Annotated in this window: 10 protein-coding genes and 4 pseudogenes; 11 read left to right on the plus strand and 3 right to left on the minus strand. The window is 73.7% G+C overall.

From position 1 onward, the window contains the following. Nucleotides 1-61 precede the first annotated feature (61 nt). Nucleotides 62-610: pseudogene (locus REH70_RS10975) on the plus strand (LysR family transcriptional regulator substrate-binding protein); the annotation flags it as partial. A gap of 288 nt (nt 611-898) precedes the next feature. On the opposite strand, the gene REH70_RS10980 reads toward REH70_RS10975, so the two are convergent. Next, nucleotides 899-2,224: a DUF2254 domain-containing protein gene (locus tag REH70_RS10980; protein WP_310747215.1), complete on the minus strand. Its 1,326-nt coding sequence runs from the start codon at nt 2,222-2,224 to the stop codon at nt 899-901. Continuing rightward, nucleotides 2,221-3,408 carry a TerC family protein gene (locus tag REH70_RS10985; RefSeq protein ID WP_310747217.1) on the minus strand — a complete coding sequence of 396 codons (1,188 nt, stop codon included), beginning with the start codon at nt 3,406-3,408 and terminating at the stop codon, nt 2,221-2,223. Before REH70_RS10985 ends, REH70_RS10980 begins: the two co-directional genes overlap by 4 nt. 341 nt (nt 3,409-3,749) lie before the next feature. Between REH70_RS10985 and REH70_RS10990 the strand changes: the two genes are divergently transcribed. The 4 genes and pseudogenes from REH70_RS10990 (at nt 3,750) to REH70_RS11000 (ending at nt 6,595) form a co-directional block, all read left to right on the plus strand. Next, nucleotides 3,750-3,965: a hypothetical protein gene (locus tag REH70_RS10990; RefSeq protein ID WP_310747218.1), complete on the plus strand. Its 216-nt coding sequence runs from the start codon at nt 3,750-3,752 to the stop codon at nt 3,963-3,965. 36 nt (nt 3,966-4,001) lie between these two features. Then, nucleotides 4,002-4,262, plus strand: a pseudogene (locus REH70_RS20665) (erythromycin esterase family protein); the annotation flags it as partial. A gap of 274 nt (nt 4,263-4,536) precedes the next feature. After that, on the plus strand, nt 4,537-4,962 hold the full coding sequence (locus tag REH70_RS10995) for a ChaB family protein (protein ID WP_310747219.1): 426 nt from the start codon (nt 4,537-4,539) through the stop codon (nt 4,960-4,962). 157 nt (nt 4,963-5,119) lie between these two features. After that, on the plus strand, nt 5,120-6,595 hold the full coding sequence (locus REH70_RS11000) for an alanine/glycine:cation symporter family protein (protein ID WP_310747221.1): 1,476 nt from the start codon (nt 5,120-5,122) through the stop codon (nt 6,593-6,595). Nucleotides 6,596-6,599: 4 nt separating this feature from the next. On the opposite strand, the gene REH70_RS11005 is transcribed toward REH70_RS11000, so the two are convergent. Next, a complete protein-coding gene (locus tag REH70_RS11005; protein ID WP_310747222.1) occupies nt 6,600-7,436 on the minus strand; it encodes a UbiA family prenyltransferase in 837 nt (278 codons plus the stop codon). 170 nt (nt 7,437-7,606) lie between these two features. On the opposite strand from REH70_RS11005, the gene REH70_RS11010 reads away from it, so the two are divergent. The 6 genes and pseudogenes from REH70_RS11010 (at nt 7,607) to REH70_RS11035 (ending at nt 14,269) form a co-directional block, all read left to right on the plus strand. Then, complete coding sequence (locus tag REH70_RS11010) at nt 7,607-8,686, plus strand: 3-oxoacyl-[acyl-carrier-protein] synthase III C-terminal domain-containing protein (protein ID WP_310747223.1); 1,080 nt, start codon at nt 7,607-7,609, stop codon at nt 8,684-8,686. 6 nt (nt 8,687-8,692) lie between these two features. Continuing rightward, nucleotides 8,693-9,199 (plus strand): annotated as a pseudogene (locus REH70_RS11015) (isoprenylcysteine carboxyl methyltransferase family protein); the annotation flags it as partial. Nucleotides 9,200-9,215: 16 nt separating this feature from the next. Further along, nucleotides 9,216-10,247: an FAD-dependent monooxygenase gene (locus REH70_RS11020; RefSeq protein ID WP_310747224.1), complete on the plus strand. Its 1,032-nt coding sequence runs from the start codon at nt 9,216-9,218 to the stop codon at nt 10,245-10,247. Nucleotides 10,248-10,374: 127 nt separating this feature from the next. After that, nucleotides 10,375-10,869, plus strand: coding sequence for a metallophosphoesterase (locus REH70_RS11025; protein ID WP_310754236.1), 495 nt, complete (start codon nt 10,375-10,377; stop codon nt 10,867-10,869). Nucleotides 10,870-10,986: 117 nt separating this feature from the next. Continuing rightward, nucleotides 10,987-13,202 (plus strand): annotated as a pseudogene (gene glgX, locus REH70_RS11030) (glycogen debranching protein GlgX). After that, nucleotides 13,199-14,269 (plus strand): alpha-amylase family glycosyl hydrolase, encoded by a 1,071-nt coding sequence (locus REH70_RS11035; RefSeq protein ID WP_310747225.1) that lies wholly within the window; start codon nt 13,199-13,201, stop codon nt 14,267-14,269. The pseudogene glgX and the gene REH70_RS11035 overlap by 4 nt, the downstream one beginning before the upstream one ends. The last annotated feature ends 132 nt before the right edge of the window (nt 14,270-14,401 follow it).

Here is a 14,401-nt window from a genome sequence, read left to right on the forward strand (position 1 = left end):
TCAGGATACGGGGCGCCGGTAGCCTGGCCGCTGACCACCCCGGGCGCACGAAGGGCAACCGATGCCGCACGACCGGCCCGACGACGCGCGCGGCGTCGCCCCCGGCGCCTTCCGCCTCCTCGTCGTCCCGGGCGTCAACCCGGCCAAGTGGCTCACGGTGTGGCAGCAGCGCCTGCCCCACGTGCCGGTCACCCTGGTGCACGCGACCGCGGCCGAGCAGGAGGACGCCCTGCGCCGCGGCGACGCGGACGCGGGGCTCGTGCGGCTCCCGGTGGACCGCTCGGACCTGTCCGCGATCCCGCTCTACACCGAGACGACCGTCGTCGTCGTCCCCCGCGACCACCTGGTGACCGCGGCCGACGAGGTCTCCGCGGCCGACCTGACGGAGGAGACCCTCCTCGTCCCCGAGGACGACGTCGTGCCGTGGCCGAGTCGCCCCGGTGAGCCGAGCGCGCTGCCCACCCTGCCGACGACGGCCGCGGCCGTCGAGCTCGTCGCCGCGGGCGTCGGGGTGCTGGTCGTGCCGCAGTCCCTCGCCCGGCTGCACCACCGCCGGGACGTGACCTTCCGGCCGGTGACGGACGCCCCGACGTCGTCGGTCGGGCTGGCGTGGGTGACCGACGCGCACACCGACCTGGTCGAGGAGCTCATCGGGATCGTCCGGGGGCGGACGGCCAACAGCTCGCGGGGGCGCAGCACGGGCGCGGCGGTGACCCGGACCCCCGAGGCGGGCCCGGGGGCACCGCGGACCGCGGACGCGCCGAGCGCGCCGGGACGGATCGGGGCCGGGGTCGCACGGAACGGGGCCGCACCGAGCAGGGCCGGACGGAGCGGGGCCGGCGCGGCCCCGGCAAGCGCGGCGGGGCCGGCGGCACCCGCTGACCGTGCCGGACCGTTCTCAGACCGGCCGTGTCTCCCCGCTGCGGTCGCCGTAGGCCCGGTCGACGTCCCCGCGCAGGGCGGCGTGCACCCGGTCGGCGAGGTCGCCGATGTCCGCGACGTCGCTCTCCCCCACCGATGCGTCGACCTCCGCGCTGACCAGGGCGACCTGGCGCTCGATCTCCGCGCGCTGCCCCTCGTCGCGAGCCGCGGACGCGACGTCCCGGAGCATGCGCAGCAGCGCCATGAGGACCGTGGGCTCCGTCCGCCCGAACCGGCGCACCGGGCCGCACACGAGGTCGAGGTAGTACCGCAGGTCGCGGTCCCCCACGACGGCCCGGCCGACGCCGTCGTCGTCGGTGTGCAGGATGCCGCCCAGACGCTTCTCGGTCAGCTGCACGAGCAGGTCGGCGGTGTGCCCGACCGCGTGCGCCGCGGTGACCGGGTCGTTCACGGACGGCGAGATCGCCTTGACCGCGATGTCGGTCAGCTGGCGGAACCCGAACGCCGAGTCCTGCTCGATCGTGCGCTCGTAGCCCATCGTCACGGCGTCGGAGATCTCCTCGCCGAGCTCGGCCCGCTCCGCCGGCGCGCAGCCCACCCGGGCGAGCGGCGTCCCGCGGACCGCCTGGTCACCGGGCCGGACGACGACCTCGACGACGGCGTCACGCCGCTGCGCGGCGCTCACCACCGCCTCGACGTCGATCGCTCGCACGAAGCCGCTGCGCCGGACCGGGACGACGCCGACCGGGCGGTCGCCGAAGTCCAGCTCCTCCTGGGAGCGGGGCCGGGAGTCGTCGTACGCGGGGTAGAAGCTCTGGATCGCCGCGCTCGTCTGCTCGTGGACCGACCGCATCATGGTCTCGACCCGCAGCTGACGCGTGATGTGACCGAGGAACGCCAGGAACGCGAAGACGGTCGCCAGGCCGAGCCCGTACGCCACGACCATCGAGTACGCCGGCACGTCCTGGTCCGCGCGCAGCCCCCGCAGGGAGGTGAGCGCGAACACGAACGCCGCCACCATGACCGCCAGCACCGTCTTGGTGTGGCGGTCCTGCACGAAGTCCCGCAGGAGCCGCGGCGAGAACTGCTGGGACGCCAGCTGCAGCGCGACGACCGTGAGCGAGAACGTCATGGTGACGGCGGAGATGGACGCCGTCGCGATGACCTGCAGCACGGTCGACGCCGAGTCGACGTCCCCGGGCCACGCCAGCCGGGACGCCGTCGACGACGGGTCCGGGCGTACCGGCGCGAGGGCGAGTCCGGCGGCCCACGCGGCCGCGCCGGCGACGGCCGGCCAGCGCCACAGCTCGGCGCTGGACCGTTCCGCGCCGGTCCCGCTCACCGCGTCGGCTGCCCCGCGTGCTCGGCGTGCGCGCGCCGGGCGACGTCGACGAGCTCGCGGTCACGCTCGAACTTCGCGCGGTGCTTGGGCTCCATCGCCTGCAGCCGCTGCTCCTCGGTCACGAAGCGCTCGAAGGTGCGCTCGCGCTCCGCCGGAGTCGTCCCGTCGGCCGGGTCGAGGTAGTCCGAGGCGAGGTGCCGGACGCGGGTCGCGGTCGCCTGCGCCTTGCCCGCCGGGCTCAACAGAGACGCGACGACCGTCACGAGCAGGACGCCGAGGATCACCGACAGCGACTGGTTGGTCGTGACCTCGTACACGCTCACGTGCTCGCCGTCGTTGATGAACGGGAGGGTGTTCTCGTGCAGCGCGTGCAGGATCAGCTTGACGCCGATGAAGGCCAGGATCGCCGCGAGGCCGTACGACAGGTAGATGAGCCGGTCCAGCAGCCCGTCGATGAGGAAGTACAGCTGGCGCAGACCGAGCAGCGAGAACGCCGTCGCGGTGAACACGATGAACACGTTCTGCGTGAGCCCGAAGATGGCCGGGATCGAGTCCAGCGCGAAGAGCAGGTCCGTGCCGCCGATGGCGACCATGACCAGCAGCATGGGCGTCATCGCCCGACGACCGTCGTGCACCGTGAACAGCTTGTCGCCGTCGTAGTAGTCGGTCGTGTGGAACAGCCTGCGGGCGATGCGGATGATGAAGTTGTCCGCCGAGTGGCTGTCCTCGCCCTCGGGCTTGAGCAGGTTGCCCGCGGTGATGAGCAGGATGAGGCCGAAGAAGTAGAACACCCAGGCGAACGAGTTGATGAGCGCGGCGCCGAGGAAGATGAAGCCGGTCCGGGCGATGAGCGAGAACACGATGCCGAACAGCAGCACCTTCTGCTGGTCCTCGCGCGGCACCTTGAAGCTGCTCATGATGATGAGGAAGACGAACAGGTTGTCGACCGACAGCGCCTTCTCGGTGATGTAGCCCGCGAAGTACTCGGTGCCCATGTCGTTCCCGCCGAACAGCCACACCCCGACACCGAAGAGCACGGCGATGCCGATGTAGAGCGCGGACCAGATCGACGCCTCACGCAGGGTCGGCGTGTGGGCCTTGCGGACGTGGAAGACGAAGTCGAACAGCAGCAGGCCGACGATGCCCGCGACCGTTCCGATCCACACCCCGGTGGGTACGTCCACTGACAGCTCCGTTTCGCGTGAGCGGGTGGCGCGGCCGGTCGGCCGGGTCCCCGGTGAGGGTCGGCCGGCGTCTGCCGGCCGGGCCGACGACGTCGTGCCGTGGTGCCCCGAGGCGCAAGAGTAACGACGGTCCCGGCTGCCGCGCGCCCGGTGGGTCCCCGTGCCCGCCCGCGCTCCCCAGCCCCCGCCTCGGCACGCGCCCGGCGTGCTGAGCGCCACGTCCCCGCGCCGCGCGGCGAGCTTGCGAAGGTGGGTCGCCGCTGGGAGCGTGACCCCAGAGGTCATCGGGCCGCCGCCCTGAGCGCCCGGACCAGCCGATCACCGCACGCGGAGGAACCACCATGGCGAACCACCAGGACGACGAGCTGCAGGACGTGCCGCCGGGCAAGGCCGGCAGCGCCGCGCTGTACGTCGTCTGCCTCGTCGTCTTCCTCGCCGGCTTCTACGCGATGGCGCTGGGCTTCGAGACCGGGTCGCCGTGGCTGTTCACCGGTGGTCTGCTCGCCTCGAGCGCCTCGTTCTTCGTCCCGCTGCAGATGCTGGCCCGACCGAGCTGACCGGCTCAGCCGGCGAGACCACCCACCGGTGCCGCGATGACCGACGACGACGTCGTGCGTCTCGCCCTCCCGCTCGACGGTCCGGGCGACCTCGACCCGCTGCTGCGGCGGGTCGGTGACGCTCGGGTCGTGCTGCTCGGCGAGGCCTCGCACGGGACGCACGAGTTCTTCGCGTGGCGCGCCGCCGTCACCCGCCGGCTGATCACCGAACGCGGCTTCTCCTTCGTCGCCGTCGAGGGCGACTGGCCCGACTGCCACGCCGTGCACCGCTCGGCGACCGCCGCACCTGGCGGCTCCTGGACCACGACGCGCGCCGCGCCGATGGGAACGGGCCGGCGCGGGCCTGCGTCCGGGAGCTCCACACGCACGTCGGCGGCTCCCGCTGGACCGACGTGGACGGCGCGGGGATGGTCAACGTCGGCCGGCTCGTGCGCGAGCGCCACACGCTGGAGCCCGTCGCCGACAACCCACCGCACGGCGAGCTGGAGACCTGGCCCGCTGGCCAGTAGGACGCACACCCGGTCGGTGCCGCACCGGCACGATCGTCCACGACGAGCACCCGGAGGTCCCGATGCCCAAGACGACAGGGGACGGCACGCCCCGCGACGAGGAGCTGCCCAGCACGCTCCAGCGCTCGGGCGACAAGGCCCAGCGGACGTTCGCCAAGGCGCACGACTCCGCGGCCGACGAGTACGGCGACGAGGAGCGCGCCCACCGGGTCGCCTACTCCGCGCTCAAGCACACGCACGAGAAGGTCGGCGACCACTGGGAGCCCAAGGACAGCCCCGGGCCGTCCGACGCCCGCGCCGAGGGCGGCCGGGACACCCCCGCGCCGACGGCCGGCGGGGTGGACGCGAACGCGTCGAAGGAGCACCTGTACGACGTCGCCCAGCGGCTCGACATCTCCGGCCGGTCGTCGATGACCAAGGACGAGCTCGTCGAGGCCATCGGCAAAGAGAACGACCGGCGCACGCGCCAGGCCCGCGACGCCGGGTGAGGCCCGCGCCGCTCGGTGAGGCCCGTGCCGGCGGCTCGCCGGGTGTCGCCGCGGGCACGGGCACGGCCCCTCCTCTCGCGCGGCGGGCCCGGCGGGAGCAGCATGTCCCGCAGCCCGCAGCGTGGGCGCACCCGTTCAGGCCGCCGGCGCGGAGGACATGACCATGGGCTTCATCCAGCAGTACCTCATCGACCCGGTGTCGAACTTCCTGTGGACCTACGTGCTGGTGTACGTGCTCCTGGGCGTGGGCCTGTACTTCGGCGTCCGTACGCGGTTCGCGCAGGTGCGCCACTTCGCGCGGATGATCCGGCAGATCGGCTCGTCCCGCGGCGGCTCCGAGGGCGGCATCTCGTCGTTCCAGGCGTTCTGCGTCGGCCTGGCGTCCCGGGTCGGCACCGGCAACATCGCGGGCGTGGCGATCGCGCTGACCCTCGGCGGCCCGGGGGCCATCTTCTGGATGTGGATCGTGGCCCTGGTCGGGATGGCCACCGCGCTCATCGAGGCGACGCTCGCGCAGATCTTCAAGCGCCCCGCGGCTGACGGCAGCTTCCGCGGCGGGCCGGCCTTCTACATCGAGCAGGGGCTCGGCTCCCGACGCGGCGGCATCGTGTTCGCGGTCCTGCTCATCTTCACGTTCGGCATCGCGTTCAACATGGTGCAGGCCAACACGATCGCGGACGTGCTCTCGTCGGGCCACGGGGTCGGGGCCGGCTGGACGGCGCTGGTGCTCATGGCGTTGACCGCGCCGGTCGTGTTCGGCGGCGTCCGCCGGATCGCGCGGGTCGCGGAGTTCGTGCTCCCGATCATGGCGCTCCTCTACATCGGGCTCGCGTTCGTGATCATCGCGTTGAACGCCGGTCAGATCGGCACCGTCGTGGGGCAGATCGTCACCTCGGCCTTCGGCGTCGGGGAGGCGGCCGCGGGGCTCACCGGCGGGCTCGCGGCCGCGCTGCTCAACGGCGCCAAGCGCGGCCTGTTCTCGAACGAGGCCGGCATGGGGAGCGCCCCGAACGCCGCCGCCACCGCGACGACGAGCCACCCGGTCAAGCAGGGCCTCATCCAGTCCCTCGGCGTCTTCGTCGACACGATCATCGTGTGCTCGGCGACGGCCTTCATCATCCTGTTCGCCGGCCCGGAGGTGTACGTGCCGGGCGAGACCTCGGAGGCCTCGGGCGCCGCGCTGACGCAGACCGCCGTCGCGCACGAGCTCGGGTCGGGGACCACCTGGCTGATGACGGTCCTGGTCTTCGTCTTCGCGTTCTCCTCGGTGCTGGGCAACTACTCCTACGCCGAGGTCAACATGACCTTCCTGCGTGCCCGGCCCGCGGCGCTGCTGGCGTTCCGGACGCTCGTCGTCCTCGTCGTGGGCGCGGGCAGCGTGCTCGAGCTGGTCGCGGTCTGGGCGCTGGCCGACGTCGCGATGGGGTTCATGGCGCTGGTCAACCTCGTGGCGCTCGTGCTGCTCGGGCGGTGGGCGCTGGGTGCCCTGCGCGACTTCGAGGAGCAGAGCCGCGCCGGCGTCGACCCGGTGTTCCGCACGGTGGGCAACCGTCACCTGCCCCGCGAGCTGCCCGACAGCGTGTGGGTGGGTGACCACAGCGTCACCCCGACGCCCTCCCCGACGACGCCCTGACGCCTCAGACCAGCGCGCCCGCGGCGGCCACGAGCAGGACGACGTCCACCGCGGCGACCCCGATCGCCGCGGTGAAGGGCACCCGGCTGCTGGTCCGGCGCGCCGCGACGGTGACCGCGGCGAGCGCCAGGCCGGTCGCCGCGGCGCCGCCGGCCCACGCCAGCGGCGTCGGCGGGCCGGGCGGGCCGGTGACCACCAGGACGGTGGCCGCGACCAGCACGACCGGGGCCACCAGGCTCGTGCCGGTCCGCCCGAGCCGGTGCGGCAGCCCGCGCACGCCGGTGGCGGCGTCGTCCTCCAGGTCGGGGAGCACGTTCGCGAGGTGCGCGCCCACACCCAGCAGGGCGGCGGCCGCGATCGCCCAGCCGGGCGGGACCACGGGGTCGGGCAGCGCGAGCGTCACCACGCACGCGAGGAGCCCGAACGACACCGCGTAGGGCAGCCACGACCACACGGTGCTCTTGAGGCGCGCGTTGTAGGCCCATGCGACGGCGACCGCGGCGACGTGCGTCACCCCGGCCCGCGGCCCCAGCGCGAACGACAGCACGACGCACAGGACCGCGGCGACGGCTGCGGCGTGCCCGACGACGGCTGCCGACACCGCGCCGGCGACGACGGGCTTGTCCGTGCGCCCGACCGCGACGTCCCGGGCCGCGTCGATCCAGTCGTTGGACCAGCCCACCGACAGCTGCCCGGCGAGCACCGCCGCCCCGACGCCGACGGTGCGCACCGGGCCCGCGCCGACGCCGGCCGCGAGCGCCGTCGCGAAGAGCGTGACGGCCACGGCGGGCGCCGGGTGGCACGAGGACGCGAGCGCCCGAGCCGTCCGCAGCACCGTCACGCTCGACCTCCGCCGTCCCTGCCGTCCTGCCGTCCCCGCCGTGCGCCGGGTCGGTCCCGCGAGCCCTACGGTCGGGCCGCCAGGTCCGGCGCCGGCGGCCCTCGCCGCGAGGACCGTAGCCGACGGCCCGCCCGCCGGTGCGGCGCCGACCGCCGTGGCACGATGCCGGGATGTCGCGCATCGCAGCGGTCGCCCCCGCTCTGCCCCCGTACGCGTACACCCAGGAGGAGATCACCGCCGAGCTCGGTCCGGTGGTGACCCCCGACCCTGGGTCGCCGCGCCGCGCCGTCATGGAGCGGGTGCACGCCAACAGCGGGGTCAGCACGCGGCACCTCGCGGTCCCGCTCGAGCGCTACCGCACCCTGACGTCGTTCGACCAGACCAACGACCTGTTCATCTCGGTCGGCCTGGACCTCGCCGAGGCCGCGGTGCGGGACGGCCTGAAGACCGCCGGCCTCGTCCCGGAGGACGTCGACCACATCCTGTTCACCTCCGTGACCGGCGTCTCCGCCCCGTCCCTGGACGCGCTGCTCGTCGGACGGCTCGGGATGCGCCCGGACGTGCGCCGCGTCCCGGTGTTCGGGCTGGGGTGCGTCGCGGGTGCCGCCGGGATCGCCCGCGTGCACGACTACCTCGTGGGCCACCCGGACGACGTCGCCGTCCTGCTCTCGGTCGAGCTGTGCTCGCTGACCCTGCAGCACGGGGACGACTCCATGGCCAACCTCGTCTCGAGCGGGCTGTTCGGCGACGGCGCGGCCGCCGTCGTCATGCTCGGCGACGCGCGCGCCGCCACGCTCGGGGCGACCGGACCGGACGTCGTCGGCACCCTCAGCCGCCTCTACCCCGACACCGAGGACCTCCTCGGGTGGGACGTGGGCGGCAGCGGGTTCCGGATCGTGCTCTCCGCCAGCCTGGCCGACGTGGTCGAGCGCAACCTCGGCGACGACGTCGCGGGGCTCCTCGACACGCACGGCCTGACCCTGGCCGACGTCGGCACCTGGGTCGCGCACACCGGCGGCCCCCGCGTGCTCGAGGCCGTCGCACGCACCCTCGAGCTCGACCGCAGCGCGCTCGAGCTGAGCTGGCGCTCGCTGGACCGCGTGGGCAACCTCTCCTCCGCGGCGGTCCTGCACGTGCTCGCCGACACCCTCGAGGCCGGCACGGCGCCACCGGGGGACGTCGGCGTGCTGTTCGCGATGGGGCCCGGCATCTGCGCCGAGCTCGTGCTGCTGCGCTGGCCGGAGGACTGACCCGTGCTGCTGCTCTTCGACATCGTCATCGCGCTCGTCGCGCTCGAGCGCCTCGCCGAGCTCGTGGTCGCCACCCGCAACGCCCGGTGGGCGTTCGACCGGGGCGGGGTCGAGCTCGGCCGACGCCACTACCCGCCGATGGTCCTGCTGCACACCGCGCTGCTGGTCGCGTGCGTGGTCGAGGCGCACGCGGCCGACCGCCCCTTCATCCCGTGGCTGGGGTGGACGGCGCTCGCGCTCGCGGTGGGCAGCCAGGCGCTGCGGTGGTGGTGCATCACGACCCTCGGGCCGCAGTGGAACACCCGGGTCATCGTCGTGCCGGGCGCGCCGCTGGTGTCCCGCGGCCCGTACCGGTGGCTGAGCCACCCCAACTACGTCGCGGTCGTCGTCGAGGGCTTCGCCCTGCCGCTCATCCACACCTCGTGGGTGACCGCCCTGGTGTTCACCGTGCTCAACGCCGTGCTCCTGTTCGGCTTCCGCATCCCCACCGAGGTGCGGGCGCTCGAGACGCTGGCCGGCGGCCCCGGCCGTGACCACGGCGGCGTACGACACGGACGTGCTCGTCGTCGGCGGCGGGCCGGTGGGTCTCGCCGCCGCGATCGAGGCGCGACTGGCCGGGTACGACGTCGTCGTGGTGGAGCCCCGGCAGGTCCCGGTCGACAAGGCGTGCGGCGAGGGCCTCATGCCGGGCGCCGTCCGCGCGCTCGAGCGCCTCGGGGTGCGCCCGGACGGGCACCCGCTGGCGGGCATCCGCTACCTCGACCCGACCCGGCGCGTGACCCACGTGTTCCGCGGGCGCGCGGGGCTCGGGGTGCGGCGGACCACCCTGCACGCCGCGCTCGCGGAGCGCGCCGGCGACCTCGGGATCGAGCGCCGCGACGCCCGGGTGACGACCCTCGAGCAGGACGCCGACGCGGTGACCGCGGCCGGCGTCCGGGCCCGGTGGCTGCTCGGGTGCGACGGCCTGCACTCCACGGTGCGCCGGCTCGCGCGGCTCGAGGCACCGGCCCGCGGGCCGCGCCGGTACGGCACCCGCCGGCACTTCCGCGTCGAGCCGTGGGCCGACGTCGTGGAGGTGCACTGGGGCGACCGTGCCGAGGCGTACGTGACTCCGGTCGCCGCCCACCTGGTCGGCGTCGCACTGCTCGGCCCGCCCCGGACCGACTTCACCAGCACGCTCGCCGCCTTCCCCGCGCTCGCGGCGCGCCTCGCCGGCGCCGAGCCCGACGGGCCGGTGCGGGGCGCCGGGCCGCTGCTGCAGCGCACCTCCCGGCGCACCCGCGGCCGCGTCCGGCTGGTCGGTGACGCCTCCGGCTACGTCGACGCCCTCACCGGCGAGGGCCTGCGGGTCGGCTTCGCCCAGGCCGCGGCCGCCGTCGCCACGCTGCGCGACGACCCCGACCGCTACGAGCGGGCGTGGTCCGCGTCGACCCGTGACTACCGCTACCTGACCAGCGGGCTGGTGACCGCCGCGACGTCGCCCGCCCGGCGCGGGATCGTCCCGCTCGCCACGCGGGTGCCGGCGCTGTTCGGGACGATCGTGGAACGGCTCGCTACGTGAGCCGGGGAGGCGCTCCGAGCGCAGCGAGGAGGGCACCCCGGCGAACCACAGGCACAGGGCCGGGGAGGCGCTCCGAGCGCAGCGAGGAGGGCACCCTGGCGAACCGACAACGCCCACGCCCACCACGCTGCTCCTCCTCGCCGACACGCACGTGCCGCGGCGGGCGCGCGACCTCCCCGCCGCCGTGTGGGACGAGGTGGAGCGCGCCGACGTCGTCGTGCACGCCGGGGACTGGGTCGACGTCGCGCTGCTCGACGCGCTGGAGGCCCGGTCGCGGCGGCTGGTGGCGTGCTACGGCAACAACGACGGCCCGGCGCTGCGCGAGCGGCTGCCGCTGGTCGCGCACGCCGACGTCGGCGGGCTGCGGCTGGGCGTCGTGCACGAGACCGGGCAGGCCGCCGGCCGCGAGGCGCGGTGCGACGCCGCGCACCCCGGGATCGACGTGCTGGTGTTCGGCCACAGCCACATCCCGTGGGACTCGGTCACGCCCGCCGGGATGCGCCTGCTCAACCCCGGCTCCCCCACCGACCGTCGCCGCCAGCCCGCCTGCACCTACGCGACCGCCACGGTGCACGACGGCGCACTGGCCGACGTCGTCCGGCACCGGCTCCCACCGCGCTGAGGCGACCACGGCGCGAGACGACGCGTCCCACGCCTCGGCGACCGCCCGCACTGTGCCGTGCGTCCCGTTCCCCCGGTTCGCCGCGCGCGGAGTGGGGGTGCCTGGCACCCTGTGCACATGCAGATCTGGCCTGGACGTCCCTACCCCCTCGGCGCGACGTATGACGGAACGGGGACCAACTTCGCGATCTTCTCGGAGGTGGCCGAGCGCATCGAGTTGTGCCTGATCGACGAGCTGGGCATGGAGACCCGCATCGACCTCCCCGAGGTCGACGCGTTCGTCTGGCACGGGTACCTGCCCGCCGCCCAGCCCGGTCAGCGCTACGGCTACCGCGTGCACGGCCCGTACGACCCCGCGAACGGGCACCGGTGCAACCCCAACAAGCTCCTGCTCGACCCGTACGCCAAGGCCATCGACGGCCAGATCGACGGCCACCAGTCGCTGTTCTCCTACGAGTTCGGCAGCCCCGGGACGCGCAACGACGACGACTCCGCCCCGCACACGATGACGTCCGTCGTCGTCAACCCCTACTTCGACTGGGGCCACGACCGCCCGCCGCAGCACGAGTACCACCAGAGCGTCATCTACGAGGCCCACGTCAAGGGCCTGACCATGCAGCACCCGGACGTGCCGGAGGAGCTGCGCGGCACCTACTCGGGCATGGCGCACCCGGCGATCATCGAGCACCTGTCCTCGCTCGGGGTCACCGCAATCGAGCTCATGCCGGTGCACCAGTTCGTCAACGACCCGCACCTGGTCGAGAAGGGGCTGTCGAACTACTGGGGCTACAACACCATCGGCTTCTTCGCCCCGCACAACGCCTTCGCCGCCTACAGCGGCCCGGGGCAGCAGGTGCAGGAGTTCAAGTCGATGGTCAAGGCCCTGCACGAGGCGAACATCGAGGTCATCCTCGACGTGGTCTACAACCACACCGCCGAGGGCAACCACATGGGCCCGACGCTGTCCTTCCGCGGGATCGACAACGCCGCGTACTACCGGCTCGTCGACGACGACCAGGCGCACTACTTCGACACCACCGGCACCGGGAACTCGCTGCTCATGCGACACCCGCACGTGCTGCAGCTCATCATGGACTCGCTGCGGTACTGGGTCACCGAGATGCACGTCGACGGGTTCCGCTTCGACCTCGCCGCGACCCTCGCCCGCCAGTTCCACGAGGTCGACCGCCTCTCGGCGTTCTTCGACATCGTCCAGCAGGACCCGGTCATCTCCCAGGTCAAGCTCATCGCCGAGCCGTGGGACATCGGTGAGGGGGCTACCAGGTCGGCGGGTTCCCGCCCCTGTGGAGCGAGTGGAACGGCAAGTACCGCGACACCGTGCGCGACTTCTGGCGTGGCGAGCCGTCCACCCTGGCGGAGTTCGCGAGCCGCGTCGCCGGCTCCTCCGACCTGTACGAGCACACCGGCCGCAAGCCGATCGCGTCGATCAACTTCGTCACCGCCCACGACGGCTTCACGCTGCACGACCTCGTCTCGTACAACGAGAAGCACAACGAGGCCAACGGCGAGGACAACATGGACGGGGAGAGCCACAACCGGTCCTGGAACTGTGGGGCCGAAGGCCCCACGGACGACCCCGAGATCCTCGAGCTGCGGGCCCGCCAGCACCGCAACTTCCTCGTCACGCTGCTGCTCTCCCAGGGCGTGCCGATGCTGCTGCACGGCGACGAGATCGCCCGCACGCAGAGCGGCAACAACAACGTCTACTGCCAGGACGACGAGATCTCCTGGGTCGACTGGGACCTGGACGCCCGGCGCTCGGAGCTGCTCGAGTTCACCCGGCGCGTGATCCACCTGCGCCGCGACCACCCCGTGCTGCGCCGTCGCCGCTTCTTCGCCGGCGCGGCGGACCACGGCGGCGAGTCCGACCTGCACGACATCGCCTGGTTCGACCCGTCCGGCGAGCACATGGCGGCCGAGGCCTGGCACCAGGACTACGCCCGCGCCGTCATGGTGTTCCTCAACGGGGAGGCGATCGGCGAGCCCGGCGCCCGCGGTGAGCCGGTCGTCGACGACAGCTTCCTCATCCTGTTCAACGCCCACCACGAGGACCTCGACTTCACGATGCCGGAGGCCGAGTTCGGCACGACGTGGACGTGCGTGCTGGACACCGACCACAACCTCGACCCCGTGCAGGAGGTCAAGGCCGGGGAGACCATCGCGGTCACCGGCCGGAGCACCGTCGTCCTCACGCGCCCCGCGGGCGGCGTCGACCGTCCCGCCGTCACCGAGCCCGCGACCCCCGCCGCTGCGCACGAGGCTGCCGCGCAGACCCGTGGCCGCACCAAGACCGGAGAGACCCACACCCGATGAGTGTCCCCACCGACGCCGGCCACATGGGGTCCTCCCGCCGCCGGCCCGCTCCGGGGCGCCCCGTCCCGGTGTCCACGTACCGCCTGCAGCTCGGTGCCGACCTCACCCTCGACGACGTCGCGGAGCGGGTCGGGTACTACGCCGACCTCGGGGTCACGCACCTCTACCTGTCCCCGATCCTCACCGCCGCACCGGGCTCCACGCACGGGTACGACGTCGTCGACCACCACGAGATCTCCCCCGTGCTGGGCGGCCGCGAGGCCCTGACCCGGCTGCGGGAGGCCGCCGACGCGCGCGGGCTCGGGATGATCGTCGACATCGTCCCGAACCACATGGCCGTCCCGACCCCGGCCTGGCACAACCGCGAGCTGTGGTCCGTGCTCGCCGAGGGCCCCGACTCGCCGTACGCGGCGTGGTTCGACGTCGACTGGTCCGCCGGGGACGGCGCGCTGCTCATGCCGGTGCTCGGGGACCGGATCGGCGCGGTGCTCGGCAACGGCGAGCTCACGCTGGACCGCATGGTCGTCCCCGGGCACTCCGGCGACGGCGAGGTCGACGTGCTGCGCTACTACGACCACGTCTTCCCGGTCCGGGCCGGCACGGCGGCGCTCCCGCTCGCCGAGCTGGTCAACCGTCAGCACTACCGCCTCGCGTTCTGGCGGGTCGCCGACGAGGAGCTCAACTACCGGCGGTTCTTCGACGTCGGCACGCTCGCGGCGATCCGGGTCGAGGACCCGGAGGTCTTCGACGCGAGCCACGAGCTGATCCTCGAGCTCGTCGAGGACGGCACGTTCGACGGTCTGCGGATCGACCACCCGGACGGTCTCGCCGACCCGACCGGCTACCTGGCCCGGCTCCACGAGAAGTCGGGGGCGCGTGGGTCGCCGTCGAGAAGATCCTCGCCGGCGAGGAGGAGCTGCCGGCCGACTGGGACACCGTGGGCACGACGGGCTACGAGGCGCTGTGGCGCCTGCAGTCGACATTCGTCGACCCGGGCGGGTCCGCGGGGATGGGCGCCGTCATGCACCGCATCGCGGGCGACAGCCCGGACGAGCTGCCCGCGCTGATCGACGGCGCCAAGCGGGAGATCGTCGACGGCGCGCTGTACGCCGAGGTGCACCGGCTCACCGAGCTCGCGGCGAGCATCTGCCGCGACGACCTGCGGCTGCGCGACCACACCTGGCGGGCGCTCGAGGAGT

The sequence above is a fragment of the Cellulomonas sp. ATA003 genome, assembly GCF_031582905.1.
Lineage (GTDB): Bacteria > Actinomycetota > Actinomycetes > Actinomycetales > Cellulomonadaceae > Pengzhenrongella.

Coding starts and splice junctions, on each gene's coding strand:
- REH70_RS11010 (WP_310747223.1), top strand. CDS start 7,607: ATGTCGCGCATCGCAGCGGTCGCCCCCGCTCTGCCCCCGTACGCGTAC.
- REH70_RS10995 (WP_310747219.1), top strand. CDS start 4,537: ATGCCCAAGACGACAGGGGACGGCACGCCCCGCGACGAGGAGCTGCCC.
- REH70_RS11000 (WP_310747221.1), top strand. CDS start 5,120: ATGACCATGGGCTTCATCCAGCAGTACCTCATCGACCCGGTGTCGAAC.
- REH70_RS10990 (WP_310747218.1), top strand. CDS start 3,750: ATGGCGAACCACCAGGACGACGAGCTGCAGGACGTGCCGCCGGGCAAG.
- REH70_RS11035 (WP_310747225.1), top strand. CDS start 13,199: ATGAGTGTCCCCACCGACGCCGGCCACATGGGGTCCTCCCGCCGCCGG.